Source organism: Leifsonia sp. A12D58, assembly GCF_047530025.1.
Taxonomy (GTDB): Bacteria; Actinomycetota; Actinomycetes; order Actinomycetales; family Microbacteriaceae; genus Cryobacterium.
This window is the reverse complement of record NZ_JBLJAT010000007.1, coordinates 111,891-135,025: the sequence shown is the minus strand read 5'-3', so window position 1 is coordinate 135,025 and position 23,135 is coordinate 111,891. Positions and strand designations below refer to the sequence as shown.

The window sequence follows — 23,135 nt, the reverse complement described above, 5'->3', positions numbered from 1 at the left end:
CCTGGCCTGTTTCTGGCCCTGATCTGGCATTCACCCTAGGGTGGACGCATGGGATGGATCACCGACATAACGCCCGGGGCTTGGCTGGCCGAGCGTGTGGACACCGTGTGGCACGACATGCACTCGGTCGTCCCGCGAGGGTACGAGGCGTACGCCAGGGTGTTTCACCCCATCATCCGCGATCGGCCCACCGATAGTACGGGTTGGCACGAATATGACCCCGCACGCCCCGTCGATATCGAGTCAGAGACGACTACCTGGAACGGCACGACGCGAGCGTTCGGGTTGATCATGCATCCGCTTGTGCAGTCCCATCTGCTCTTCGACCCGCCCCAGAGCTCGTTCGGCGGAATCATCGATGCCGACGGCTGGCGGTACAGCCAGCCAGACACCGGGAATCTGGACGCCGTCGTGCTCTCCCGGCTGGCCACTCATCTCGAGACACACACGACGACTCCGGATGCCACCTTCGCCGCGATCTGGGAAGGCTGGGGCGGCCTCGTGAGCTCCGCAGGGTTCGCGACGTTCTCAGTGTTTATCGGCGACACTGATCTCGCTGCATCAACGGCGCAACACACACCAGCTGAGGCCCCCGGGGCAGAATCACCAGCTGATGTGCCCGAGGCAGAATCACCAGCTGATGTGCCCGAGGCAGAATCGGCAACTCGCGACGCCCTGTACGGCGCTCAGCCTCTGCCAGGCACCGGGCTATTGCCGCAGGAGGTGGCGGCCGGCCCTCGACTTGAGCTCCCCGGGCGCGCGTACCTGCTCTTCGAAACGGGTGTCACGACGTTCAATGATCCCACTTTTCTCTCACGCTCACCCTGGAGCCACGACCGCTGGCCGCAGTCGCCGAGTATCATCTGGCCGGCAGACCACGCGTGGGTTGTCGTGACCGAAATCGACTTCGACTCGACGATCGTGGCGGGCAGCCGCGCGCTCATCGATGAGATCGTGAGCGATCCGGCCCTTGAAGCGCTCGAGGTGCCTGAAGGGGCAGACCTCGGCTGGAAAGCCGACACGCTGAATCGGCCAGGATCGTGACTGACGCCCTGATCACAGCCGTGGGAGGATGACGACATGCTTGAGATCCGGCCCAATTGCGAATGCTGCGATCGCGACCTCGCCCCGAACGACAGCGACGTGTTCATCTGCTCTTTCGAGTGCACCTGGTGCGCAGGATGCGTCGATCGGTTCGAGAACAGGCGCTGCCCGAATTGCGGTGGCGTGCTGACCCTTCGCCCTCCGCGGGCGATCGAGAAGTTGGCAGCCCATCGGGCATCAACACACCGCGTCGTTACACCGGGTTGCATCGAAGCGCACGCATAGCGTCGACGCCCACGCTTAGCGCGGCAGCGGCACCTCAAGGATGCTCGGACCTGATTGGGGCGACGTTAACGCACGCTCCAGCTCGCTGCGGTTGGTCGCAAGGGTGTACTCCCAGCCGTAAGCCTGGGCGAGTGCAGCAATGTCGACCTGCTGCGGGGTGAACAGCACGCGGTCCATGGCGCTTGCCGGAGCCGATGCCGCAACCTCGAGCCCGTCGAAGATCGTTCCACCGCCATCGTTACCGACGACGATTTGCAGGCGAGGACGCGACTCCCCCGGCACCTGCAGCAGGGAACCGACGTCGTGGAGCAGCGTCAGGTCACCGACGATCACCCTGGTCGTACCTGTCGATAGTGGCTCGTCGCCGGACTGGCTCGCAACGGCGATGCCGACGGCGGTCGCGATAGTGCCGTCGATTCCGGCGAGTCCCCGGTTGGCGTGCACGCTGATCTTTTTGCCTGGCACCCGTTGGTCAGCGACCCTGATGAGGCGAGAGGCCCCGAACACCAACCGGTCGTGCGGCCACGTGGCTCGCCAGAGCGCATCGACGAGAATGCCACGGGTCACCGGAGCGCGCAGCGCTGCCAGTTCGGACTTCGCGAACCCGCCGCGCACCCGGTAATCGGGCGACGAGGCAGCGGCAACGTCAGGCGCTGCATTCTCTGCTTCGTCGATCGCGTCCCTGATCTGCCTGCTCGCCATGACCCAGCGACCTGTCCAGGCCCTGGCCTCGCGCGCCAACGCATCCCCACGAGCCGCGTCACTCACCGACACGCGCTCTGCGACGTGATCGACACTGTGGCCAGGGTTGTAGTGCTCGGCGCCCGCGGGCGAGACGACAATGGTTTCGACACCGTCACGCTGGATGAGCGCCGGAACCTGGCGGCTGAGCGTCGGGTGCCCAAAGACGATAGCCCGCTCGATCTGGCCGCCCCACTCTGGCTCATCGAGGAGTTCCCGGTACGCGATGACAAGGTTCGGGCCGAATCGGGCGCCGCTCGAGACCTCAGCCAGCAGGGGCCAGCCTCCTGCGCGCGCGATCTCTTCGGCCTCGGCTCCCGCATCCGCTCCCGCGATCACGACAGTTCGCTTGCCCGGCTCAACGATGAGCGGGTGGGCAGGCACATCTGCGGTTGCCGCAGGATCAGCTGTGGCAGCGCCAGCACGGGCAGCGCCGACAACGGAAGGATCAAGCTGCACCGCGGCCGACAGGGGCTCCCTGAAAGCGAGGTTGAGCTGTACTGGCCCTGGCAGTCCGGGCGCCAGAGCGGCGCCGAGGGCCAGCTCAGCGAGTCGTGCAGCTTCAGGGACATCACCGACGGCGCCGGTGGGAGCAGGAACATCGAGGGCGAGCCTCGTTGCGTCTGCGTAGATGCCGGGCTGAATCGTCGTTTGGTTCGCGCGGATGCCTCGCAGCTCGTCAGGCCTGTCGGCTGTGAGCAGGATCATCGGAACGTACGAGTGGTGGGCCTCGAGCACCGCAGGGTGCAGATTCGCCACAGCCGTGCCTGATGTCGTGATGACCAGGGCTGGCATTCCGCTCTCGACGGCAAGCCCGAGCGCAAAGAAGCCAGCGCTTCGCTCGTCGATGCGCACGTGAAGTCGAACCGCTCCGACACGTTCGAATTCAGCAGCGGCCAGCGCTAGCGCCTGCGATCGGGAACCGGGAGACACGACGATGTCGGTGACGCCGAGGCGAATGAATTCACCAAGCAGCGCAAAGCTGAAATCAGTCGCAGGGCTGCCGCTGTCTGTCTGCACTGCTGAAGAACCGTGCTCCGAGCTGGTCTGAACTGACTCAGGCATCCCGACGGCCAGGCATATCGCCATCGCTCGGGTCTGATTTCTTATGGGTACCAGGCCCGGAATCGTCGCCGTCGGTGTTGTCGAGATCGGCCAGCTCTTGCTCCATACGGCGGATGCGCTCCTGCTGCGTCGCTTCTTCACCGAGCCTTCTCAAGAACTCGGGATCGTCATCCGGTGCCATCGAGCGGCGCACGCCACGGTCACTTGCCCCGCGTCTGCCGCGGCCGATGAACAGCCATAGCAATGGTCCGATAACAGGAACGAAGAGGATCACCAGAAGCCAGGCCCACCGAGGCAACCCTCGGATTCTGGCGCGATCCAGCATCGCGCAATCCACCAGGGTGTAGACGGATAGGACGACGACGACGATGACGCCGATAAACAGCAGGCGGGACATAGCCCAAGTCTAGGCCGGTCACCCGTGAGCTAAGTGAGCATGCTCCCATCTCGTCCAAACTAAACTGACTGATATGAAGGCTGTTCCTGCATGGGTGTACTACTCGGTGCTCAGAGTATTGATGTTCGCTGTACCACTGGCAGTGTTCCTGCTGTTGGCGATCGACCCCTGGCTGTCGACAGTCCTGGCCGCGATCGTGGGGTTCTGCCTCTCGTACATCTTCTTGAGGAAGTCACGCGACACCGTCGCCAGCGACATCTACCGTCGTCGACACCGTGAAACTGAACCCGTCAGCGCTGACGAAGAAGCCGAAGACGCCGCCGTCGAAACGGCTGAGACGACATCAGCTCCCGAGCGGCCAGAAGCCGCTACGTCATCAGAAGGCGAAAGCAGCCGCTAACAGGATGCTGTAGGCCAACGCGGTGAAGCTGGTCAGCTGAAGAGCAAGGATCAGCTCTTTCGATGTCTTGGCCGTGATGGCGATCAGGCACGCCGGCAGCGCAAGCAGCAGCACGAAGAACGTCAGGTATCCGGCCGGGTAGAACAGCGAGAAGAAGCCCGCGATCAGGAATGGCGTGAGCAAGAACACGCAGAAGACGACTCGGGATGCCCTGTCGCCGATGAGTACAGCGAGTGTGCGCTTGCCCGCGGCCTTGTCTGGCACGATGTCGCGCAGGTTGTTTACCATCAGCACCGCACAGGCGATCAGGCCGATTGCGATTCCGCCCAGCCAACTCTCGGTGTTGACCCGCCCGACCTGCACGTATGTCGTGCCCATCGTTGCGACGAGTCCGAAGAACACGAAGACGAAGACCTCTCCGAGCCCGAAGTAGCCGTACGGCTTCTTGCCACCGGTGTAGAACCAGGCCGCCGTGATCGCCACAGCGCCCACCAGAAGCAACCACCACTGCTGGGTCAGAATGACCAGTGCCAGCCCTGCAAGTGCGCCAAGGCCGAAGAAGCCCAGCGCGACGTACAGCACGGCTTTGGGGTTCGCGCGACCCGATCCGGTGAGCCTGGCCGGCCCGACGCGGTGCGCGTCGGTGCCGCGGATGCCGTCCGAATAGTCGTTGGAGTAGTTCACGCCGATCTGCAGGCTGAGCGCGACGATCAAGGCGAGGAGCGCCCGTACTGGGTGATAGACGCCGGGCTCGCTGGCCACGACAGCAGCGCCGGTACCGAGGATCACCGGCGCGATCGCCAGCGGAAGCGTGCGAAGGCGTGCACCAGACACCCAGTCGCCGAACGATGCCGGCTTCATTTTCTGGGGTGGGACGGTGCCGTTCTTGCGCGCCGGATGCCCGGACTTGCCCTGACTCTTCGACGCCCCGGCAGCTTTCGCGCCATTGGTCGTCTTGCCGAGTTCTTCTGCGGGATTCATCCGCTGCATTTTTTTGGACCCCGAGGGTCGCGTACCTTGTGCCACATACCCATGGTACTTCCCGGCTTCAGCGAGATCGGCAGTCTACGACGACAGCATCCTGACAAGGAGCTGCCTGTTCACTTTGCCGGAGCTTAGACGCGGCAGTTCGTCAATGACGACGATACGGGCCGGCCGCGCTGACTTTGCGACCTGCGCGCCGACGACATCCCTGACGGCCTGCAGACCGGGATGGTCGACGGTGTCGGTGACGACGACGGGCACCTGACCCCAGTGTTCGTCTGGAGCCCAGACGGCGACTGCAGCGCCGAGGCCCTGCATGGCATTCACCGCTCGCTCCACAGCGTCGAGAGACACCTTGACGCCCCCAGAAATGATGACGTTGTCTGCCCGCCCGTAGACCTGCACGATGCCCGTCTCTGCATCCACTGCGCCGATATCTCCGGTGCGGAACCAGCGCTCTCCATGCTCATCGATGAAGCGCTCCTGCGTGAGGGCGGGATCGCCCAGATAGCCCTCAGCCAGCACCGCGCCCGAGATCTCAAGCTGTCTGCTGCCGTCGACGACAGCTTCTCGCACCCGGGTGTTGCCGATCGGCCGACCGTTGTACACGCAGCCGCCCGCGGTCTCAGACGACCCGTAGGTGCGCACGAGGTGGATATCCAGTGCCTCCGCCCGTCTGATGAGCTCTGGATCGATTGCCTGACCCCCCACCAGGATCGCCGTGAAACGACGCAGAACGTCGAGCACCTCCCCCCGGGCCTCGGCGGCCTGAACCAGCCGAGCCAGCTGCACAGGGACCAGCGAGGTGTATCTGAGCGGCTCGGTCAGGCGCTGGGCGGCGGCCACGAATGCTTCAGGATCGAAATGGCCGGGTTCAAGAACAACGGGCAGCGTCTCGGCGGCGATCGAGCGCACAAGTACCTGCACGCCGGCCACGTAGTGGGTGGGGAGCGCAAGGACCCACTGTCCTGGACCGCCAAGCGCAACGCTGGATGCCGCAGCTCCGGCCAGAAGTGCATCCGTGCTCAGCATCACTCGCTTCGGCACACCTGTCGATCCTGACGTCTCGATGACGACAGCAACGGTGCGCGGAACCTCGCCGAGCGGCACAGGGGGGACGCCGCCCAGCGCCATCGGCAGAATCGCGGGGCCCTCACCCGAGAGCGCCAGCCGCAATCGGGCAAGAACGACCTCTGGAGAATTCCCGTCGATACCGCTGAGCTCTCGCATGATCGGCCTCAGAACTGCCAGGGGTATGGCGCCCAGTCAGGCTCTCGCTTCTCAAGGAACGAATCCCGACCCTCGACTGCTTCGTCGGTGCCGTATGCAAGCCGCGTCGCCTCTCCGGCGAAGATCTGCTGGCCGACCAGGCCGTCGTCGACAGCATTGAAGGCGAATTTCAGCATCCGGATGGCGGTCGGCGACTTCGTCAGGATGTCGCGGGCCCACTCGAGGGCTGTCGCTTCCAGCTCCGCGTGCGGCACGACGGCGTTGACCGCGCCCATCTCGTACGCACGCTGCGCCGAGTACTCCCTGGCGAGGAAGAAAATCTCGCGGGCGAATTTCTGGCCGATCTGGCGCGCGAAGTATGCGCTGCCGTAGCCGGCGTCGAATGAGCCGACATCGGCATCCGTCTGCTTGAACTTGCCGTGCTCTGCGCTGGCGATGCTCAGGTCGCAGACCACGTGCAGGGAGTGCCCTCCGCCAGCGGCCCAGCCGGGGATGACGGCAATGACGACCTTCGGCATGAAACGGATGAGGCGCTGCACCTCGAGGATGTGCAGGCGACCACCGCGCGCGGCATCGATGCCCGTCGCCGACTCACCATCGGCGTACTTGTAACCGTCGCGGCCACGGATGCGCTGGTCGCCGCCCGAACAGAATGCCCAGCCGCCGTCCTTCTGGCTCGGGCCGTTACCCGTGAGCAACACGACGCCGATGCGCGGGTTGGTTCTGGCATCTTCCAGCGCTGCATAGAGTTCGTCGACGGTGTGTGGACGGAACGCGTTGCGCACCTCTGGCCGGTTGAACGCGACGCGAGCCACGCGTCCTGACACGTCGTGGTGATAGGTGATATCGGTCAGGGCGTCGAACCCGTCGACGCCGCGCCATTCGGAGGGGTCGAAAATCTCCGACACAAAGCCAGAAACGTCAGGGGTGCCGGAATCGTCATGCGTCATGGTTCCAGCCTACGCGGGCACCACCACCCGGGAGTGGCCCTTTTAGAGCGCCCGATTCGGAAAGTCAATCCCCTTGAGGGCATTACATCGCCCGGCTGTACTGGACTTCCGGACTACCCGGGTTCCAAAACATGAGGGGGGCTCATGAGCATTATCGAAGCACCTAAAACAAAGGCGACACGGACAACGAAGTCACGGAGCGCGGGAGGGGGTCAGGTCGATCCCGACCTGACTCGCGCAGACGCAATAGACGACGCAAAAGCCCAGGAGTATCGCGATCAGGATGCGAGAGCCTCGGCCGCACACGCCAATGATGACCGTGCGCAGCGGGTGACGACATCCACCGATATCTTCGGCGACTATCTGCACAAGATCGGCGTCAGCCCGTTGCTGACCGCCGAGCAGGAGGTCAGCCTGGCTCGAGACATCGAAATCGGGGTACTTGCGCGCGACAAGCTCGAGCACACCGTCGATGACCCGACACTGTGCCGCGAACTTGCCTGGCTGGTGCACGCAGGCGAGGTTGCAAAACGTCGGTTCATCGAGTCGAACCTGCGCCTCGTCGTCAGCATCGCCAAACGCTATGCAGGCCGAGGCGTTCCGGTGATGGACCTCGTGCAGGACGGCAACCTCGGGCTCATCCGCGCAGTCGAGAAGTACGACTACGCCTCGGGCTACAAGTTTTCGACGTACGGAACCTGGTGGATCCGGCAGAGCATCCACCGCGGCCTGGCCGACAAGTCACGCATGATCCGAATTCCGGTGCACACCGTTGAGAAGATGAACATGGTGAAGCGGATGCGGCGCGAGCTGCTCGGTGAACTCGAGCGGGAACCCACGGACGCCGAGTTGGCCAACGCCGCCCAGCTGTCGGCAAGCGATATCGCAGCGCTGCAGCGCTTGGACAACGAACCGATCTCGCTGTACACACCCATCGGCGACGGCACAGGTGACATCTCAGAGATCATCATCGATGACGACACCGTGCAGCCTGAGGACTACGCGGTCGGCACCCTGCAGCACGCCGATATCGAGTTCTTCCTCGATTCGCTGCCGGAGCGCGAGCATCGGATCCTGAACGCCAGATTCGGACTGACGGGTGAAGATCCGCTCACCCTCAATCAGATCGCGGCCATCGAGGGGGTCACCAAGGAACGCATCCGTCAGTTGCAGAAGCGGGCGCTGAGGCTCATGAACGTGGCCAAGCTGCAGCGCTATCTGATGGACTGAGTTCTGGCCGACTACGGCGGGCAGAACTGCGCAAGACTGGTGTCATGCTTCCAACATTGGCAGAGCTCATTGAAACAGCGCAGGTGGTTTCGCTGCCCCTGGTCACACGCTTTCGCGGAATCGACACCCGCGAAGCACTCGTGTTCCAGGGGCCATTCGGCTGGACAGAGTTCTCACCGTTCGTCGAGTACGACGACGCAGAGGCCGCCGCCTGGCTGTGGGCTGCGATCGATTTTGGCTGGAACGCCCCACCGGCACCACTGCGCGAGCGCATCATCGTCAACGCGACGGTGCCAGCGGTTGGGCCAGAACAGGTCTCCGACGTCCTGGCCCGCTTCCCCGGCTGCCGCACGGCCAAGGTGAAGGTTGCCAACGTCGGACAGACCCTGGCCGATGACATCGCCCGGGTTCGACAAGTGCGGGCAGTGCTCGGCGCGGAAGGTCGCATCAGAGTTGATGCGAACGGCGGCTGGAACGTTGACGAAGCCGAGCATGCGATCCACGCTCTAGCCGAATTCGACCTTGAGTATGTCGAGCAACCCTGCGCTACCGTTGCCGAGCTGGTAGACATCCGCCTCCGCACGGCGTACCTCGACATTCCGATCGCGGCCGACGAGAGTGTCCGTCGCGCTGAAGACCCCCTCGCGGTGGCGCGAGCCGGCGCGGCAGACCTCCTGGTGATCAAGGCTCAGCCGCTCGGCGGCATCCGGTCTGCCCTAGCCATCATCGCGCAGACCGGCCTGCCGGTTGTCGTGTCAAGCGCCCTCGATACCTCGATCGGCATTTCGATGGGGGCACACCTGGCCGCGGCCATCCCCGAGTTGCAGTTCGACTGCGGCCTCGGCACCGCGTCGCTGTTGGCCGCCGACGTCACCACGTCGCCGCTCGTCCCTGTCGGCGGATCGATCCCCGTGCAGCGGGTCGTACCGGATGCCGGCCTGCTGGCGCGCCATGCTGCATCCGCTGACCGCAGGGCCTGGTGGCTGAACCGACTGGCCAGCACATACGCGACGATCGCCGGTTGAACGCAGCAGCCAGCTGACAGTGGCTGAAAACGCAACGGGCCGGAACCGAGTGCGTATGCGCCCTGTTCCGACCCGTGTCAGCTCTGCCGAGAGAGCTGAGTTCTGCTTAGAGACCTGAGTACGCGTGCAGTCCCTTGAAGAACATGTTGACGATGGTGAAGTTGAACATGACAGCCCCGAAGCCGATGATCGCGAGCCAAGCCGACCGTGATCCGCGCCAGCCGCGCGTTGCGCGAGCGTGGATGTAACCGGCGTAGATGGTCCAGATGATGAAGGTCCAGACCTCCTTGGTGTCCCAGCCCCAATAGCGACCCCAGGCCTTCTCTGCCCAGATCGATCCGGCCATCAGCGTGAAGGTCCACAGGATGAAACCGACGATGCTGACGCGGTATGCCAGGTTCTCCAGCGTGACGGATGACGGCAGCGTCGACAGCAAACGCAGGCGAACTGACTTGGCACCGGCAGCGATGCCCTCCCTGCGGTGCTGAAGCAGCTGTGCAACCGACAATGCGAAGCCCAGCGCGAAGAAGCCGGTGGCGAGGGTTGCAACGAACACGTGGATGATCAGCCAGACCGACTGCAGTGCCGGCGGAAGCGGAACGACATCGACGTAGAAGTTGAGCGACGCGACACCGAGCATCACGAGAACGAGGCCTGTCACGAAGGTACCGAGGAAGCGCAGGTCGACCTTGGTGAGGACGACGAGGTAGACAAGCACGATGACTGCGGTGCCTGTCATCGCGAACTCGTACATGTTGGCCCACGGCACACGACCCGCGGCAACCCCGCGGAGCACTGTTGCCAGTACCTGCAGGATGAACGCGATCACGGTGAGCGATACGCCAACGCGCAAGCTCGGCGAGCGACCATACGGTGTCGACGCATCGTTGACGATACGCGCGCTCAGCTTGGTGAGGGTCTGGGTCGACCCTCCCGCCGATGCAGCGACAGTCGAGGCGCGACCGGCCTCGGTTGCCTCTGCTTCGGTCACCGCTGATGACCTCTTGGCGAGGTCGATTGCAAATGCAATGAACGCCAAGGCATACACGGCCATGGCCGAATACAGGCTGAGGACTGAAATCTCGTTGAGGGTCACGGTGCAAGCCTATGTCTGTTGGTTGGTCGGTGTGAGGTCGGTAGCCGGGTTCGTGCCCCCGAGTGCTTCCAGATGACGGTCGGCAAGGTCGGCGACCGCAGCTTCGAGAGCCGGATCCTCGCCACGGGCCAGGCCAGCGTACTCGAGACGAAGCGTGCCGTCTTCCTGTTCGATCGCCTTCACCCAGACGCGACGGCGCGGGATGAACAGCGAGGTCAGCAAGCCGAGCAGCACGAGCACGGAGAAGAGGAGCACCCAACCCTGGGTCGGGTCGTGGTGGATGTCGAACGACGCGAAGCGCAGCACCGATCCGGAGAAGTCGCCTTCTGCCGCATCCGGATTCTCATCCTCGAGGGTGACAGAGCCGAGGCCGTTCGGCAGCTCCTGCGACTCGCCGGGCTTCAGCTCGAGAGCCGTTGCCTCAGCCGTGCCCCCGGCGATCTGGGTCATGTCATCGGTGTTCAGCGAGTAAACGGATGTCGGCACGCCACCGTCAAGACCCAGGTCGCCCGAGTACACCCGCAGCGTGAGCAGTGGGTATTCGAGATCTGGATACGACGAGTAGTACGCGCCGGAAGCCAACGTCGCCTGGGTCGGGTAGAAGAACCCGACCATGCCGATCTGCTCTGAGAGACCGTCTGGAACCTTCACGACACCGAGCGAGGTGAGGTTGGCATCCTGCGGCAGGAACGGAATCGAATCGGTGAAGACGACGTTTCCAGCTGGGTCCTTCACCGTGATCGTCGGCGCATAGCCGTTGCCGAGCAGGTAGATGTCGGTGCCGCCGGTACGCAGCGGCGCATTGACCTTGACTTCACCCTGCTCGGTTTCTTCACCACGGTGGGTGACGGAGACCTTGGCAGAGTAGTCGAGTGCCTGCCCGTAAGCCTTCAGGTTCTCGGTCTCGTACGTTGTAGTGAAGCTCTCGAGCGCGAGCTTGTACGGGTCGAGGCTGGTGTCGTTGAAGAACCGGCCAGGATTGAACGAGTCGAACGCGCTCACGGTGTTCACGAAGGCCTGGCCTTCGACAAGTACCCGCTGTCCGCTGAAGCCGAATCCGCTACCGAAGCCCACGGTGATCAGCACACCGACGAGAGCGCTGTGGAACACCAGGTTGCCGGTCTCGCGCATGTAGCCGCGCTCGGCCGACACGGAGAATTCATTGCCACGGTTGAAGAGAGCGACGCGGTAGCGCCTGGACTTCAACAGCGAACGGGCAGAGTCGACGGCCTGGGCGGCATCCACACCGGCCGGAGCCTGACGCGTGGTGAACCCGGCAAGGCGGTTCAGACGAGCCGGTGTCTTCGGCGGCTTGGCGCGCAACGCCTTGAAGTGGTGAATCGTGCGCGGAATGACGCAACCGATGAGCGACACGAACAAGAGCAGGTAGATCGACGAGAACCAGGCGGACGAATAGACGTCGAATGCCTGCACCTTGTCGAGGATCGGCGCGAGGTCGGGGTTGTCGCTGAAGTACTGCGTGACACCGTTCGGGTCAGAGCTGCGCTGCGGCACGAGCGAGCCGGGAACTGCGGCGATTGCAAGGAGAAGCAACAAGAACAGCGCAGTACGCATGCTCGTGAGCTGCCGCCAGAACCAACGCAGCCACCCGACGAAGCCAAGCTTCGGCTGGGTGATTTCCGGGTCGACCTTGGCCGGCTTGGAGTCGAAGTGATCAGATGGCCGGGACAAAACCGCCAATCACCCCCTGAAGTTCGAGCAGCCAGGCTGTCCAGATTCCGCTCACCATGAGCACACCGATAGCAATGAGGAGCACGCCTCCCAGCACGTTGATCAATCGAATATTCCGCTTCAAGAATGACACGGCCCCCGTCGCCCAGCTGAGACCGAGCGCGATGAGAACAAAGGGGATGCCGAGTCCAAGTGCATAGAACAGGGCAAGCAGCCCGCCTTGCCACGGGGAACCCGTGGTGAGGCTGAGCGAGTTGATGGCGGTGAGCGTCGGCCCGACGCATGGCGTCCAGCCGATGGCGAAAACCGCACCAAGGACGGGCGCACCGGCCAGGCCCATGCGCGGACGCCACTGTGACTTGACCGTGCGCTGCGCGAAGCTGAACTGCCCGACGAAGACAAGTCCCATCAGGATGACGACGATCCCGGCCAGACTCGTGATGAGGTCGCGGTACTGGTTGAGCCAGAATCCGGCGAAGCCGAAGACAACTCCGGTGAGTACGAATACCAGCGTGAAGCCGAGGATGAACAGCGAGACGCCGGCAACCAGGCGGTTGCGGCCGCGCTTGTCAGTCTTGTCTGCTGTCGTGCGTCCATCGGTGAATCCACCGATGTAGGCCAGGTAGCCAGGGACGAGCGGCAGGATGCACGGAGAAGCGAATGAGATGAGGCCGGCGAGCAACGCGACGGGGATGGCGAGAAACAGTTGTCCGCTGAAGACGATCTCGCCGAAAGGATTGCCCACGGCTAGCTGCCCTCAGCGATCGTGTCGCGGATCAGGGTCTCGAGGATCGACGGCGTTGTGACCTGGCCCAGGATGCGCGCTGCAACTCGGCCGGAGGCGTCAAGCACCAGCGTCGTCGGCACGGCGTTGGGCGGGATGCTGCCGCTGAATGCCAGCTGCATGCTGCCGTCGTTGACATCCATCACCGACGGGTACGTCACGCCATAGGTCTGGTTGAACGTGACAGCGTTCGCTGCCTGGTCGCGCACGTTGACCCCGACGAAGCTGGCGCCCTTGTCAGCGAATTTATCGCTGAGCTTCTGCAGGTCTTTTGCCTCGGCCCTGCACGGAGCACAGCTGGCGTACCAGAAGTTCACGACGACCACCTGACCGGCCAGGTCCTCAGACGACAACGTCTCGCCCGCCTCGGTGGTGCCGCTGAACTCCACGACGTGGCCACGGTTCTCTGCAGCAATCTCGGTCACACTGCCATCGCCGGCGATGTAGCCCTTGTTGCTGCCTTCTCGGTACTGGTCTGCAAGTGAATCACTGGATGTGCAGCCTGCGAGCAGGGTTGCGACCATGGCAACACCCACAAGCAGAAGCCCTGATGTGCGCTTCATACGGCTCCCACGTCTTTCGAATCGGCCTGGAGCGGCAGCGCCGGGTTCGCGTATGCCACTTCGGTGAATCCGTCGCCTCGCCGTGACAGCGTGGTGATGCTCGACAGCGCACAGCGCCGTTTGCGGGGATCGTGGGCGAGGGACTTCCCGGCAAGTGCGCGGTGCACCATCCAGATGGGCAGCTGATGGCTGACGAGCACGACATCGCCACTCTCAACCGAGTTGTATGCGTCGTCGATAGCTGCAAGCATCCGCTCGGCGATCGACGAGAATGGCTCGCCCCAGCTGGGACGCAGCGGATTACGAAGTGCTGGCCAGTTACGGATGTCGCGAAGCGCGCCGTCTTTGCCACGCATGCGCTTGCCCTCGAAGAAGTTCGCGGGCTCGATGATGCGTTCGTCGATGTCGATCGGCAACCCGAAGGCCTCGGCGATCGGCGCAGCGGATTCCTGCGTGCGCTGCAGCGGGGAAGCGATGAGACGGGCGATCGGCCTGCCGCGTTCGGCCAGATCTGTTGCCGCTGCTGCTGCCATTTTGGCGCCCAAATCGGAGAGACCGAAGCCCGGCAACCGTCCATAAAGGACGCCATCGGGGTTGTACACCTCACCGTGTCGGACGAGATGTATCTGACTAGCTACCACGACTACCAGTCTACGGAGGGCAAACCCGCGAATTCGCCGAGAACCCAAGCAGCTAAACTCGACGTGTGACTGCTCGCGTACTTATCAAAGACCTTTCCGCTCAGGCCGACGGCCCCGTAACGGTATCCGGCTGGGTTGACACCGTCCGGGACCAGAAGAAGGTGCAGTTCGTCGTGCTGCGCGATGAATCCGGTGCCGTACAGCTGGTGAATCCCCGCAAGACGGATGATGAGGGCCTGGTCGTCGCAGACGACCTCTCCACCACCATCTCCGGCCTGTCGCAGGGCAGCTTCATCACCGTGACCGGTGAGCTGAAGCACGACGAGCGCGTCAAGCTCGGTGGCATCGAGGTGAAGCTCTCGGGTATCGAGGTGCTCTCGCACGCCATTCCCGAGACGCCGATCGCTGCTGACTCCAGCCTCGACAAGCGTCTGGACTGGCGCTTCCTCGACCTGCGCAACCCGAAGCAGAACCTCATCTTCCGTATTCAGACCACGTTCGAGCACGCGCTGCGCACCTACTGGATCGAGCACGACTTCATCGAGCTGCACACCCCAAAGCTGATGGCGTCGGCGAGCGAGTCTCGTGCAGAACTCTTCGAGGTCGACTACTTCGACACCAAGGCGTACCTCGCGCAGAGCCCTCAGTTCTTCAAGCAGATGGCTCAGTCAGCCGGCTTCGGCAAGATCTTCGAAGTGGGCCCGGCATTCCGCGCTGACCCCTCGTTCACGAGCCGTCACGCCACCGAGTTCACCAGCATCGACGCTGAGATCAGCTGGATCGACAGCCACGAAGACGTCATGAAGCTTCACGAAGACCTCATGGTTGCCGGTTTCTCGGCGGTCAAGGAGAAGCACGGCGAAGAGATCAAGGCTCTCTTCGCCGTTGAGGTCACAGTGCCCACGACGCCGTTCCCGCGCATCCCCCTGGCCGAGGCCAAGGAGATCGTCAAGGCTCGCGGCTACGAGGTACCCCGTGAAGACGACGACATGGACCCTGAGGGCGAGCGCCAGATCGCTGCGTACGTCAAGGAGACCTACGGACACGAGTTCGTCTTCCTCACCGACTACGCCGCGAGCATCCGCCCGTTCTACCACATGCGCCACGAAGGCGACCAAAGCCTGACGAACAGCTACGACCTGATCTTCAATGGCACGGAAATCTCGACCGGCGCCCAGCGCGAGCACCGCGTCGACGTGCTGATCGAGCAGATGAAAGACAAGGGGATGGAGCCGGAGGAGCTCGACTTCTACCTCGATTTCTTCCGTTACGGCGCCCCGTCGCACGGTGGCTTCGGCATGGGCCTGGCCCGCGTGCTGATGCTCATGCTGCACCAGAGCTCGATCCGCGAGGTCACGTACCTCTTCCGCGGCCCGACGCGCCTGCTGCCGTAGTCAGAAAACCTCGCTCTAACGAAACGGGCCCGTCGAGAGAAATCTCGACGGGCCCGTTTCTCTGTGCTGGTTTAGAGCTCGAAGTCCACGCAGGAACGCTGCGCCACAACAGAGCGGATGAACTCACCGGCGCGCTGGTGCTCAGGGTGAACCTGGTACCGGGCAACCGCGTCGAGGTCGTCAAAGTCGGCGATGAGGACGACGTCCCAGTTGCCGGCGCCTGCGACATCCGCTCCCACCTGCAGAGCGCGGATCTCGGGAACCACCCCGACGAGTCCGGTGAGCTCCTCAGAGATCCGGCGCGCGTGCTCGGCCTTTTCTGCAGTATCTGTCGAAGCGAGTTGCCAGGAGACAACGTGGCGGATGGTCATCGAACCTCCAGAAGGGCCGTGCGGAGGCGCTCGGGATCGATGCGCCAATAGTTGTGGACTTTGCCGTTGATGAGCAACACGGGGATGTCTTCAACGTATTTCTCATGCAGCTCGGCGTCGTCAAGGATCGAAAGCTCTGTGAGCACGACCTCAGGGGCTGCTGGAGCGTCTGCGAGAGCGCCGACGACATTGTGCACCACGGCGCGCGCATCGTCGCAGAGATGGCAACCAGGCTTCCCGATCAGGGTGAGGTGAACTGTAGACATCCGTTCAGCCTATTCCCGACACGAAAGTATCCGCTCAAACTAGAATCGTTCGCACATATGTCTACCGCGCCAGCTCCCCGCTCAATAGCGTTCTTCGATGTCGATAACACGCTGCTTCGCGGTGCCAGCCTGTACCACGTCGGCATCGGCGCCTGGCGGAGCAAGTTCATCACCGCGCGAGACATACTGTCGTTCGGCTGGAAGCAGGCACGCTTCGTCGCAGTCGGCGAGAACCGGGCCCACCTCGACACCGTTCGCGACCGGGCCCTTGAGGTTGTCGTCGGGCGGAGCCGCAGTGAACTCATCTCACTGAGCCACGAGATCTTCGACAGCAGACTTACTCAGCGCCTCTGGCCTGAAACTGTCGCCGTCGCGCACGAACACCTCGATGCCGGCCGCGAAGTCTGGCTGATCACCGCGACAGCCCAGGAGATCGCCGACGTCATTGCAGACAGGCTGGGCTGCACCGGTGCGGTGGGAACCGTGCTCGAGTCGACAGAAGGTGTCTTCACCGGCCGCCTGACCGGCACAGTGATGCATGGCATCCACAAGGCCGAAGCTGCGCAGTCGATCATCGACCAGACGGGCATCACCGCCGCGGACTGCTGGGCGTATTCCGACTCGCACAACGACATCCCGCTACTGAACCTCGTCGGCCACCCTGTGGTCGTCAACCCTGACGCCACCTTGCTGCGGTATGCCACAGCTCGCAGCTGGCCAGTCATGAAGATGAAGCCCTCGAGCATCAAAGCCGCGATCAGGGCAAGCAAAAAGCGCCAGACCACAAGGGCCTGACGCTCACGCCAGTAGGCAGTATTGGACTGACTACTTCTTGTTGCGACGCTGGTGACGAGTTTTACGAAGCAGCTTGCGGTGCTTCTTCTTCGCCATGCGCTTGCGTCGCTTCTTAATTACAGAACCCACACGGACCTCACAAGATTTGGAATAGTCGCGGGATTCGCGACTGACACGAAAAGCCCATTCTATCGGAAAAAATCAGGCGCTCGACGCCTCAGACGAGATTGGCTGGTCTAGAACCTTCGCAACTGCCGATTCTGGCACCCGAAAAGAGCGACCAAAACGGATGGCGGGAAGCTCCCCGGCATGCACCAGGCGGTACACCGTCATCTTGGATACGCGCATCATGTCAGCCACTTCTGCGACTGTGAGAAAGCGCACTTCTGAAAGATCCCGTGGCATGTCCTGTGGTCCTTACTGACGGCGAATGAGCCGCACGCGCATGCTGTTACTGGAGTTACTCGCGTGTTAGTTGGTAACTCTAGATCCAGTCAGCAGTAGCGTCTAGTCGTTTTTCCGCCACTTTCGGGGGGTGGCATCCTTCACCACATGCGTCACCTGATACGAGGTGTCTGCGATGGCCTTGCCGATCGCAGTTGCGAATGCGCGCTGCTCATCTTTCAGGCCGATGTCTGACTCGGCCAGGGCCGCGGCCGTCTCTGCATCGAAATCGACGCTGAGGAACGGGATCAGCCAGTCTTCGATCGCTTCGAGGGGAGAGTAGTCGAGGTGATAAAAACGGTGCTGTCCTTCTTCGCGAACTCCGACCAGACCGGCCTCGCGCAGCACCTTCAGGTGCTTGGAGACTGTCGGCTGGCTCAGGCCGAGCTGGCTGACGATATCGGAGACACTGATCTCTCCGCCCGCCTCCCCAGCCTGGTTATATCGCTCAAGAAGTATGTGCAGGATGTCACGCCGCGTCGAGTCCGCCACAACGTCAAAGATATCTGCCATGGCATAAGGCTAGTCATTCCCGATGGGTAGTACCATGTCAAGTCGCCAGTGGCCACAAATATGATGGGGGTATCCGCTGCACATGAGCACGTTACGCCCCCGCACAGACCAGCACTCGAACACCTGGTACGGCCGCATCCGCGACGCAATCGACGGACTGGTTCGTTCCTCGCCCTCGCGATTTGCCATCCTGGTCTTCACCGCGTTGATCCTGCTGTTCACGTTGCTGTTCTCGCTGCCGATCGCGGCAGCGAACGGGCAGTCCACTGCGTTGCACGACGCGCTCTTCACCGCGGTTTCGGTCATCTGCGTCACGGGTCTTTCCACTGTCGACATGGCCACTCACTGGTCGCCGTTCGGCAACGGCTTGGTTTTCGTGGGGGTCAACGTCGGCGGCATCGGCGTGCTGACGCTCGCGTCGATCATGGGCCTGGTCATCTCGCGCCGGCTCGGCCTGCGGGCCAAGCTGATGGCAGCCAGCGACTCGAACCCGTCACGCCTCCACGTCGGCCCGGTGGCCGAAGGTCAGGCCGTTCGTCTGGGCGAGGTGGGCAATCTGCTGCTGACCGTCGCGATCAGCGCGCTGGTCATTGAGGTCGGCATCGCACTCCTGTTGTTCCCCCGCATGCTCATCGACGGCGTCGGCCTGGGTGAAGCTGTATGGCACAGCATGTTCTATTCGGCGATGGCCTTCACCAACACCGGGTTCAATCCGAACGTCGAAGGACTCGACGCATTCGCCAACGACTATTGGTTCCTCGGCGCCCTCATGCTGGGCGTCTTCCTCGGTAGCCTCGGATTCCCGGTCATCTATGCGTTCGCGCGCGGCTGGCGCAAACCCAGGCGCTGGACGATCCACGTAAAGATAACGCTGCTCACCACCATCCTGCTGATGTTCGCCGGCATGATCTTCTACATCATCCTGGAGTTCGACAACCCGAAGACCTTCGGGTCACTCGGTGCCGGTGACACCATATTCCAATCGCTGTTCATGTCTGTGATGACGAGATCCGGTGGTTTTGCAACCATCGACGTGGCCGATCTGCACGGCTCCAGCCTGCTGCTCAGCGACATGCTGATGTTCATCGGTGGCGGTTCGGCCTCGACAGCCGGCGGTATCAAGGTCACCACTCTGGCCGTGCTTTTCCTGGCCGCGTTTGCCGAGGCGCGCGGCCGCGAAAGCATGGAGGCATTCGGCCGACGGATTCCCGGTGACGTTCTTCGCCTGGCCGTCAGCGTCGTGCTGTGGGGCGCGACCACTGTCGCTGTCAGCAGCATCCTGATCCTGCAGATCTCCAAGGCGCCGTTCGACTTTGTGTTGTTCGACGTGATCTCGGCATTCGCCACCTGCGGCCTCTCAACGGGGCTCACCGCCAGCCTGCCCCCTGAGGGCGTCTACGTGATGGCGGCCACCATGTTCATGGGCCGGGTTGGTACAGTGACTCTCGCCGCAGCACTGGCGGCGAGCCAGAGCAGGCAACTGTTCAAGCGCCCCGAAGAAAGGCCCATCGTTGGTTGACCGCATTAAGCACGACGCTCCCGTACTGGTAATCGGCCTCGGTCGATTCGGGGCGGCGACCGCCGGGCAGCTCGACCGACTCGGCCGAGAAGTTCTCGTCGTCGATTCAAGCGAGGCCCTCGTGCAGAAGTGGTCAGAGCGGGTCACGCACGCCGTGCAAGCCGACGCCAAGTCGATCGACGCCCTGCGTCAGATCGGCGCACAAGACTTCTCGATCGCCGTCTGCGCAGTCGGATCATCGGTCGAAGCCAGTGTGCTCATCGTGGCGAACCTCGTCGACCTGAAGATCCCGCAGATCTGGGCCAAGGCCATCTCGCAGTCGCACGGCAAGATCCTGGAGCGCATCGGCGCCAACCATGTGATCTACCCGGAGGCAGAGGCCGGAGAACGCGTCGCGCACCTGGTGTCTGGCCGCATGCTCGACTTCATCGAGTTCGACGACGACTTCGCCCTGGTAAAGATGTATCCACCCAAGCCCATCCGTGGCCTCAACCTCACCGAGTCCGGCGTGCGCACCAAGCACAACGTCACCGTCGTCGGGGTGAAGAGCCCTGGCAAGCCGTTCACCTACGCAACGGCAGACACTGTCGTCTCCAACCACGACCTCATCATCGTGTCTGGCACGGAGGGCGACATCGAGCGCTTCGCGGCCCTCGGTTCTTAAACGCTCGGCTAGCCGGCGGCGAGTTCGCGCGCCCTCGCGAGGGCAGCATCCGTTGCCACATCGAACGTGTGCTTGACGTCCGCCTGCTCAAGCTTATGCACAGCACGCTCTGTTGTGCCGTGCGGGCTCGTCACCCTGCGGCGCAGTTCGGCCGGTGAGTCATCGGATGCCGCAAGGAGCATGCTGGCCCCGAGGAACGTTCCGTTGACCATCGTCGCGGCCTCCTCCGGGGTGAAACCCTTGTCAATTGCCGTGGCAGTGAGCTGCTCGATCAGGTAGAAGACGTAGGCGGGACCGGATCCCGAGATTGTACTGAGGGCATCGAGCTTGTCCTCGGGAACCACGAGAACGTCGCCGACGGTGTCGAAGAGTGCGCGAGCCAGCTCCAGGTCGGCGTCGCTCGATCGGGTTCCGGCCGACAGCCCTGTCACGGCCTTGCCGACGACGGCCGGCGTGTTCGGCATCGAACGGATGACAGCAACCGATTCAGGCAGGCGGCTCTCGAACGTGGCGATCGTCACGCCAGCGGCAACGCTGATGACGAGTGCATCGGGCTCGAGACTGTCTGCGATCTCGGTGAGGAGGTCTGGCACCATAGCCGGCTTGACCGCGACGACAACGATGCGAGCGCCGGTAACCGCCGTGCGGTTGGCGTCTGGATAGTTCTCGGTGGCCATAGCGGTGACCCCGGCGAGCTCCGTCAGCTCTGCGGCCTTGCTTGCTGAACGGTTGGTGGCCCTGATGCCACCGTCAACCGTGACGTGGGGCGCAAGAAGGCCGCTCAGCACGGCTCTCGCCATGGAACCGGCCCCGAGGAAGGCGATGGTCGGCAGAGTCACGGGGGCAGCAGATGTCATGCGCCCAGTGTACTTTCTGGCCGATTTTCACGAACACCCGGCCCTAGAATTGCACCATGAGTGCATCGGGTGGCAACAAGGCAATCCTGGCTGCTTTTGCAGCCAACATGGGAATCGCGATCACCAAGTTGATCGCCTGGGCCGTGTCTGGATCTGCCTCGATGCTCGCAGAATCAGTGCATTCCCTCGCCGATTCCGGCAACCAGCTGCTCCTGCTGCTCGGCGGTCGCAAGTCGCGCCGTAAGGCAGACCAGGAGCATCCGTTCGGCTACGGTCGCGAGCGCTATGTGTACGCGTTCGTCGTCTCGATCATCCTGTTCTCGGTCGGTGGTGTCTTCTCGATCTACGAGGGCATCGACAAGCTGCAGCACCCGCACGAACTCACAATGGCCTGGCTGCCCATTACGGTGCTTCTCATCGCGATCGGCCTCGAGAGCTTCTCGCTACGCACGGCGATGAGGGAGTCGAACCTGCTGCGAAATGGCCAAAGCTGGGTGAAGTTCGTCCGTCACGCCAAGGCACCCGAGCTGCCCGTCGTACTGCTCGAGGATGTCGCAGCACTCATCGGTCTGGTCTTCGCCCTGCTCGGTGTCGGCCTGACCGTGATCACGGGCAACTCGGTCTGGGACGCGATCGGAACCCTGGCCATCGGTACCCTGCTCGTTGCCGTGGCCATCATCCTGGGCATCGAGACCAAGAGCCTGCTGGTCGGCGAGGGCGCAAACGATGAAGACGTTGTTGCCATCGAGAAGGCGGTCATGGCCGGCCCTGAAACCAAGCGCATCATCCACATGAAGACGCTCTACCTCGGCCCTGACGAGCTGCTCGTCGCTGCCAAGCTCGCCTTCGATTCAAACAGCCGGTTCGCTGATGTCGCCCACTCGATCGATGAGGTCGAAGCCCGCATCAGGGCAGCGGTCCCTGCCGCCAGGACCATCTACATCGAACCTGACGTCTGGATTGACCCGTCGCTGGCCAGCCCGCCCACCGACACCATCTTCATCAAGGGTCGTGAGTGACCCGCACCGCACTCGTGCTTCGGCACGAAGCGAAGATCCACCTCGGCAACCTTGAGCCCGTGTTGGTTGAGCACGGGTACAGCATCCGCTACATCGACACCGTCAGCGACGGTGTCTCAGCGACGGATGCCGACGAGGCCGACCTCGTCGTCGTGCTCGGCGGCGAGATGGGCGTGTACGACGACGACGAGTTTCCCGTCATCCGTGACGAGGTCGTACTGATCAAGCGTCGGATCGCCTCGGAGCAGCCCGTTTTCGGCGTGTGCCTTGGCGCCCAGCTGATGGCCAGCGCTCTCGGAGCTGCTGTGTACCGGGGCGAAACCACCGAGATCGGCTACCGCAGCGTCGAACCCACTCCCGAGGGCGCAGACTCTCCCGTACGCCACGTTTCAGGCGTGCCGATGATGCAGTGGCACGGCGACACGTTCGATCTGCCGCAGGGCGTCACCCGGCTCGCCGGCTCTCCCCAGTACGGCAATGAGGCATTCGGTATCGGGAATTGGGCACTTGCCGTGCAGTTCCACCCCGAGATCACCAGCCAGATGCATGAGGAGTGGCTTCAGGATGCCCCTGACGAGCTGGCAGCCGTCGGATTGGACGCCGCGACCATGCGCGACGACCGCGCTCGGTATTCAGAGCCGATGCAGACGGCATCCGCCCGGATGTTCAGCGAGTGGCTCGACGGGCTGGATCCTCGAAGAACTGCGTGAGCAGCAGGGCGCATTCCTGCCCGAGCACGCCAGTGAACACTTCGGAGCGATGATTCATCCGGCGGTCGCGCAGCACGTCGTAGACCGACCCGGAAGCGCCGGCCTTGTCGTCCCAGGCGCCGAACACCACAGTCGGCACCCTGGCCGCCAGAATTGCGCCCGCACACATGACACAGGGCTCGAGCGTGACGACCAGCGTGCATCCGGTCAGATGCCAGTCGTCCAGCGCCGCCGCGGCCTCGCGTATGGCGACGATCTCGGCGTGAGCTGTCGGATCCCTGTGCAGCTCACGTTCGTTCCGTCCGCGGCCGATAACGGCTCCTGAGGCGTCCAACACGATCGCTCCGACGGGAACATCGTCGCTCAACAGGGCCGCGCGAGCCTCGGCGAGGGCAAGTCGCATCCATTCTTCGTGCTTCACAGCGACCACGCATCCTCCCAAACCGTATTATTAAG

The 23,135-nt window shown here is 63.1% G+C and carries 28 protein-coding genes; 11 read left to right on the top strand and 17 right to left on the bottom strand.

Annotated features, from left to right (window positions below; all coding sequences use genetic code 11):
* Positions 1–48 precede the first annotated feature (48 nt).
* Positions 49–1,044, top strand: coding sequence for a hypothetical protein (locus ACMT3I_RS14995; protein WP_414805321.1), 996 nt, complete (start codon positions 49–51; stop codon positions 1,042–1,044).
* Positions 1,045–1,080: 36 nt separating this feature from the next.
* Complete coding sequence (locus tag ACMT3I_RS14990) at positions 1,081–1,329, top strand: DUF1272 domain-containing protein (protein ID WP_414805320.1); 249 nt, start codon at positions 1,081–1,083, stop codon at positions 1,327–1,329.
* A gap of 15 nt (positions 1,330–1,344) precedes the next feature.
* On the opposite strand, the gene menD is transcribed toward ACMT3I_RS14990, so the two are convergent.
* Positions 1,345–3,135, bottom strand: a complete 1,791-nt coding sequence (menD, locus tag ACMT3I_RS14985) for a 2-succinyl-5-enolpyruvyl-6-hydroxy-3-cyclohexene-1-carboxylic-acid synthase (RefSeq protein WP_414805319.1) — start codon at positions 3,133–3,135, stop codon at positions 1,345–1,347.
* Positions 3,128–3,532: a PLD nuclease N-terminal domain-containing protein gene (locus ACMT3I_RS14980; RefSeq protein ID WP_414805318.1), complete on the bottom strand. Its 405-nt coding sequence runs from the start codon at positions 3,530–3,532 to the stop codon at positions 3,128–3,130. The genes menD and ACMT3I_RS14980 overlap by 8 nt, the downstream gene beginning before the upstream one ends.
* 73 nt (positions 3,533–3,605) lie before the next feature.
* On the opposite strand from ACMT3I_RS14980, the gene ACMT3I_RS14975 reads away from it, so the two are divergent.
* Positions 3,606–3,932: a DUF4229 domain-containing protein gene (locus ACMT3I_RS14975; protein WP_414805317.1), complete on the top strand. Its 327-nt coding sequence runs from the start codon at positions 3,606–3,608 to the stop codon at positions 3,930–3,932.
* On the opposite strand, the gene ACMT3I_RS14970 is transcribed toward ACMT3I_RS14975, so the two are convergent.
* The 3 genes from ACMT3I_RS14970 to ACMT3I_RS14960 all read right to left on the bottom strand — a co-directional run bounded on the left by ACMT3I_RS14970 (position 3,909) and on the right by ACMT3I_RS14960 (position 7,096).
* Complete coding sequence (locus tag ACMT3I_RS14970) at positions 3,909–4,913, bottom strand: 1,4-dihydroxy-2-naphthoate polyprenyltransferase (protein WP_414805316.1); 1,005 nt, start codon at positions 4,911–4,913, stop codon at positions 3,909–3,911. The two genes, ACMT3I_RS14975 and ACMT3I_RS14970, sit on opposite strands and share 24 nt — an antisense overlap.
* Before the next feature lie 84 nt (positions 4,914–4,997).
* Complete coding sequence (locus tag ACMT3I_RS14965; RefSeq protein ID WP_414805315.1) at positions 4,998–6,146, bottom strand: AMP-binding protein; 1,149 nt, start codon at positions 6,144–6,146, stop codon at positions 4,998–5,000.
* A gap of 8 nt (positions 6,147–6,154) precedes the next feature.
* Complete coding sequence (locus tag ACMT3I_RS14960) at positions 6,155–7,096, bottom strand: 1,4-dihydroxy-2-naphthoyl-CoA synthase (protein WP_414805314.1); 942 nt, start codon at positions 7,094–7,096, stop codon at positions 6,155–6,157.
* A gap of 144 nt (positions 7,097–7,240) precedes the next feature.
* Here ACMT3I_RS14960 and ACMT3I_RS14955 point away from each other — a divergent pair, with 144 nt between their 5' ends.
* Together ACMT3I_RS14955 and ACMT3I_RS14950 are read left to right on the top strand one after the other, a co-directional pair.
* On the top strand, positions 7,241–8,326 hold the full coding sequence (locus ACMT3I_RS14955; protein WP_414805313.1) for an RNA polymerase sigma factor RpoD/SigA: 1,086 nt from the start codon (positions 7,241–7,243) through the stop codon (positions 8,324–8,326).
* Positions 8,327–8,370: 44 nt separating this feature from the next.
* A complete protein-coding gene (locus tag ACMT3I_RS14950; RefSeq protein WP_414805312.1) occupies positions 8,371–9,351 on the top strand; it encodes an o-succinylbenzoate synthase in 981 nt (326 codons plus the stop codon).
* A 106-nt stretch (positions 9,352–9,457) separates the two neighbouring features.
* Here the strand turns inward: ACMT3I_RS14950 and ccsB are convergent, their stop codons facing one another.
* From ccsB to ACMT3I_RS14925, 5 genes are read right to left on the bottom strand one after another with little or no spacing between them, the layout of a single operon-like run.
* Positions 9,458–10,405: a c-type cytochrome biogenesis protein CcsB gene (gene ccsB, locus ACMT3I_RS14945; RefSeq protein WP_414805340.1), complete on the bottom strand. Its 948-nt coding sequence runs from the start codon at positions 10,403–10,405 to the stop codon at positions 9,458–9,460.
* A gap of 51 nt (positions 10,406–10,456) precedes the next feature.
* On the bottom strand, positions 10,457–12,139 hold the full coding sequence (locus ACMT3I_RS14940; protein WP_414805311.1) for a cytochrome c biogenesis protein ResB: 1,683 nt from the start codon (positions 12,137–12,139) through the stop codon (positions 10,457–10,459).
* Positions 12,123–12,884 (bottom strand): cytochrome c biogenesis CcdA family protein, encoded by a 762-nt coding sequence (locus tag ACMT3I_RS14935; RefSeq protein ID WP_414805310.1) that lies wholly within the window; start codon positions 12,882–12,884, stop codon positions 12,123–12,125. The genes ACMT3I_RS14940 and ACMT3I_RS14935 overlap by 17 nt, the downstream gene beginning before the upstream one ends.
* 2 nt (positions 12,885–12,886) lie before the next feature.
* Positions 12,887–13,486, bottom strand: a complete 600-nt coding sequence (locus ACMT3I_RS14930) for a TlpA family protein disulfide reductase (protein WP_414805309.1) — start codon at positions 13,484–13,486, stop codon at positions 12,887–12,889.
* Positions 13,483–14,127 carry a histidine phosphatase family protein gene (locus ACMT3I_RS14925; protein ID WP_414805308.1) on the bottom strand — a complete coding sequence of 215 codons (645 nt, stop codon included), beginning with the start codon at positions 14,125–14,127 and terminating at the stop codon, positions 13,483–13,485. The genes ACMT3I_RS14930 and ACMT3I_RS14925 overlap by 4 nt, the downstream gene beginning before the upstream one ends.
* Positions 14,128–14,192: 65 nt before the next feature.
* On the opposite strand from ACMT3I_RS14925, the gene aspS reads away from it, so the two are divergent.
* The gene (aspS, locus tag ACMT3I_RS14920) at positions 14,193–15,521 is read left to right on the top strand and encodes an aspartate--tRNA(Asn) ligase (protein ID WP_414805307.1); all 1,329 of its coding nucleotides are present in this window, start codon (positions 14,193–14,195) and stop codon (positions 15,519–15,521) included.
* A 71-nt stretch (positions 15,522–15,592) separates the two neighbouring features.
* Here the strand turns inward: aspS and ACMT3I_RS14915 are convergent, their stop codons facing one another.
* Entirely contained in the window at positions 15,593–15,892 is a 300-nt protein-coding gene (locus tag ACMT3I_RS14915) for a Dabb family protein (protein ID WP_414805306.1), read from the bottom strand.
* Positions 15,889–16,158, bottom strand: a complete 270-nt coding sequence (locus ACMT3I_RS14910) for a glutaredoxin family protein (RefSeq protein WP_414805305.1) — start codon at positions 16,156–16,158, stop codon at positions 15,889–15,891. The genes ACMT3I_RS14915 and ACMT3I_RS14910 overlap by 4 nt, the downstream gene beginning before the upstream one ends.
* Positions 16,159–16,215: 57 nt before the next feature.
* Between ACMT3I_RS14910 and ACMT3I_RS14905 the strand changes: the two genes are divergently transcribed.
* Positions 16,216–16,953 (top strand): HAD family hydrolase, encoded by a 738-nt coding sequence (locus ACMT3I_RS14905; RefSeq protein WP_414805304.1) that lies wholly within the window; start codon positions 16,216–16,218, stop codon positions 16,951–16,953.
* A gap of 30 nt (positions 16,954–16,983) precedes the next feature.
* Here the strand turns inward: ACMT3I_RS14905 and ACMT3I_RS14900 are convergent, their stop codons facing one another.
* The 3 genes from ACMT3I_RS14900 to ACMT3I_RS14890 form a co-directional block, all read right to left on the bottom strand.
* Entirely contained in the window at positions 16,984–17,082 is a 99-nt protein-coding gene (locus ACMT3I_RS14900; protein ID WP_003792170.1) for a 30S ribosomal protein bS22, read from the bottom strand.
* 72 nt (positions 17,083–17,154) lie between these two features.
* Positions 17,155–17,358 (bottom strand): helix-turn-helix domain-containing protein, encoded by a 204-nt coding sequence (locus ACMT3I_RS14895; RefSeq protein ID WP_414805303.1) that lies wholly within the window; start codon positions 17,356–17,358, stop codon positions 17,155–17,157.
* A gap of 102 nt (positions 17,359–17,460) precedes the next feature.
* Positions 17,461–17,910, bottom strand: coding sequence for an ArsR/SmtB family transcription factor (locus ACMT3I_RS14890; RefSeq protein ID WP_414805302.1), 450 nt, complete (start codon positions 17,908–17,910; stop codon positions 17,461–17,463).
* A gap of 82 nt (positions 17,911–17,992) precedes the next feature.
* Between ACMT3I_RS14890 and ACMT3I_RS14885 the strand changes: the two genes are divergently transcribed.
* Positions 17,993–19,429 (top strand): TrkH family potassium uptake protein, encoded by a 1,437-nt coding sequence (locus ACMT3I_RS14885; RefSeq protein WP_414805301.1) that lies wholly within the window; start codon positions 17,993–17,995, stop codon positions 19,427–19,429.
* Positions 19,422–20,093 carry a potassium channel family protein gene (locus ACMT3I_RS14880; protein ID WP_414805300.1) on the top strand — a complete coding sequence of 224 codons (672 nt, stop codon included), beginning with the start codon at positions 19,422–19,424 and terminating at the stop codon, positions 20,091–20,093. Before ACMT3I_RS14885 ends, ACMT3I_RS14880 begins: the two co-directional genes overlap by 8 nt.
* Before the next feature lie 8 nt (positions 20,094–20,101).
* Here the strand turns inward: ACMT3I_RS14880 and proC are convergent, their stop codons facing one another.
* Complete coding sequence (gene proC / locus ACMT3I_RS14875) at positions 20,102–20,950, bottom strand: pyrroline-5-carboxylate reductase (RefSeq protein ID WP_414805299.1); 849 nt, start codon at positions 20,948–20,950, stop codon at positions 20,102–20,104.
* 56 nt (positions 20,951–21,006) lie between these two features.
* On the opposite strand from proC, the gene ACMT3I_RS14870 reads away from it, so the two are divergent.
* A complete protein-coding gene (locus ACMT3I_RS14870) occupies positions 21,007–21,969 on the top strand; it encodes a cation diffusion facilitator family transporter (RefSeq protein WP_414805298.1) in 963 nt (320 codons plus the stop codon).
* Positions 21,966–22,679, top strand: a complete 714-nt coding sequence (locus ACMT3I_RS14865; RefSeq protein ID WP_414805297.1) for a glutamine amidotransferase — start codon at positions 21,966–21,968, stop codon at positions 22,677–22,679. The genes ACMT3I_RS14870 and ACMT3I_RS14865 overlap by 4 nt, the downstream gene beginning before the upstream one ends.
* On the opposite strand, the gene tadA is transcribed toward ACMT3I_RS14865, so the two are convergent.
* Positions 22,636–23,100, bottom strand: coding sequence for a tRNA adenosine(34) deaminase TadA (tadA, locus tag ACMT3I_RS14860; RefSeq protein WP_414805296.1), 465 nt, complete (start codon positions 23,098–23,100; stop codon positions 22,636–22,638). The genes ACMT3I_RS14865 and tadA overlap by 44 nt on opposite strands.
* Positions 23,101–23,135 lie beyond the last annotated feature (35 nt).

Bases quoted from the DNA above. Each gene is read 5' to 3' on its own strand.
- ACMT3I_RS14980 (WP_414805318.1), bottom strand. From the start codon at position 3,532: ATGTCCCGCCTGCTGTTTATCGGCGTCATCGTCGTCGTCGTCCTATCC.
- ACMT3I_RS14990 (WP_414805320.1), top strand. From the start codon at position 1,081: ATGCTTGAGATCCGGCCCAATTGCGAATGCTGCGATCGCGACCTCGCC.
- ACMT3I_RS14950 (WP_414805312.1), top strand. From the start codon at position 8,371: ATGCTTCCAACATTGGCAGAGCTCATTGAAACAGCGCAGGTGGTTTCG.
- menD (WP_414805319.1), bottom strand. From the start codon at position 3,135: ATGCCTGAGTCAGTTCAGACCAGCTCGGAGCACGGTTCTTCAGCAGTG.
- ACMT3I_RS14930 (WP_414805309.1), bottom strand. From the start codon at position 13,486: ATGAAGCGCACATCAGGGCTTCTGCTTGTGGGTGTTGCCATGGTCGCA.
- ACMT3I_RS14915 (WP_414805306.1), bottom strand. From the start codon at position 15,892: ATGACCATCCGCCACGTTGTCTCCTGGCAACTCGCTTCGACAGATACT.
- ACMT3I_RS14895 (WP_414805303.1), bottom strand. From the start codon at position 17,358: ATGCCACGGGATCTTTCAGAAGTGCGCTTTCTCACAGTCGCAGAAGTG.
- ACMT3I_RS14955 (WP_414805313.1), top strand. From the start codon at position 7,241: ATGAGCATTATCGAAGCACCTAAAACAAAGGCGACACGGACAACGAAG.
- ccsB (WP_414805340.1), bottom strand. From the start codon at position 10,405: ATGGCCGTGTATGCCTTGGCGTTCATTGCATTTGCAATCGACCTCGCC.
- ACMT3I_RS14890 (WP_414805302.1), bottom strand. From the start codon at position 17,910: ATGGCAGATATCTTTGACGTTGTGGCGGACTCGACGCGGCGTGACATC.
- ACMT3I_RS14975 (WP_414805317.1), top strand. From the start codon at position 3,606: ATGAAGGCTGTTCCTGCATGGGTGTACTACTCGGTGCTCAGAGTATTG.
- ACMT3I_RS14965 (WP_414805315.1), bottom strand. From the start codon at position 6,146: ATGCGAGAGCTCAGCGGTATCGACGGGAATTCTCCAGAGGTCGTTCTT.
- ACMT3I_RS14995 (WP_414805321.1), top strand. From the start codon at position 49: ATGGGATGGATCACCGACATAACGCCCGGGGCTTGGCTGGCCGAGCGT.
- ACMT3I_RS14885 (WP_414805301.1), top strand. From the start codon at position 17,993: ATGAGCACGTTACGCCCCCGCACAGACCAGCACTCGAACACCTGGTAC.
- ACMT3I_RS14905 (WP_414805304.1), top strand. From the start codon at position 16,216: ATGTCTACCGCGCCAGCTCCCCGCTCAATAGCGTTCTTCGATGTCGAT.
- ACMT3I_RS14960 (WP_414805314.1), bottom strand. From the start codon at position 7,096: ATGACGCATGACGATTCCGGCACCCCTGACGTTTCTGGCTTTGTGTCG.
- ACMT3I_RS14970 (WP_414805316.1), bottom strand. From the start codon at position 4,913: ATGAATCCCGCAGAAGAACTCGGCAAGACGACCAATGGCGCGAAAGCT.
- ACMT3I_RS14870 (WP_414805298.1), top strand. From the start codon at position 21,007: ATGAGTGCATCGGGTGGCAACAAGGCAATCCTGGCTGCTTTTGCAGCC.
- proC (WP_414805299.1), bottom strand. From the start codon at position 20,950: ATGACATCTGCTGCCCCCGTGACTCTGCCGACCATCGCCTTCCTCGGG.
- ACMT3I_RS14910 (WP_414805305.1), bottom strand. From the start codon at position 16,158: ATGTCTACAGTTCACCTCACCCTGATCGGGAAGCCTGGTTGCCATCTC.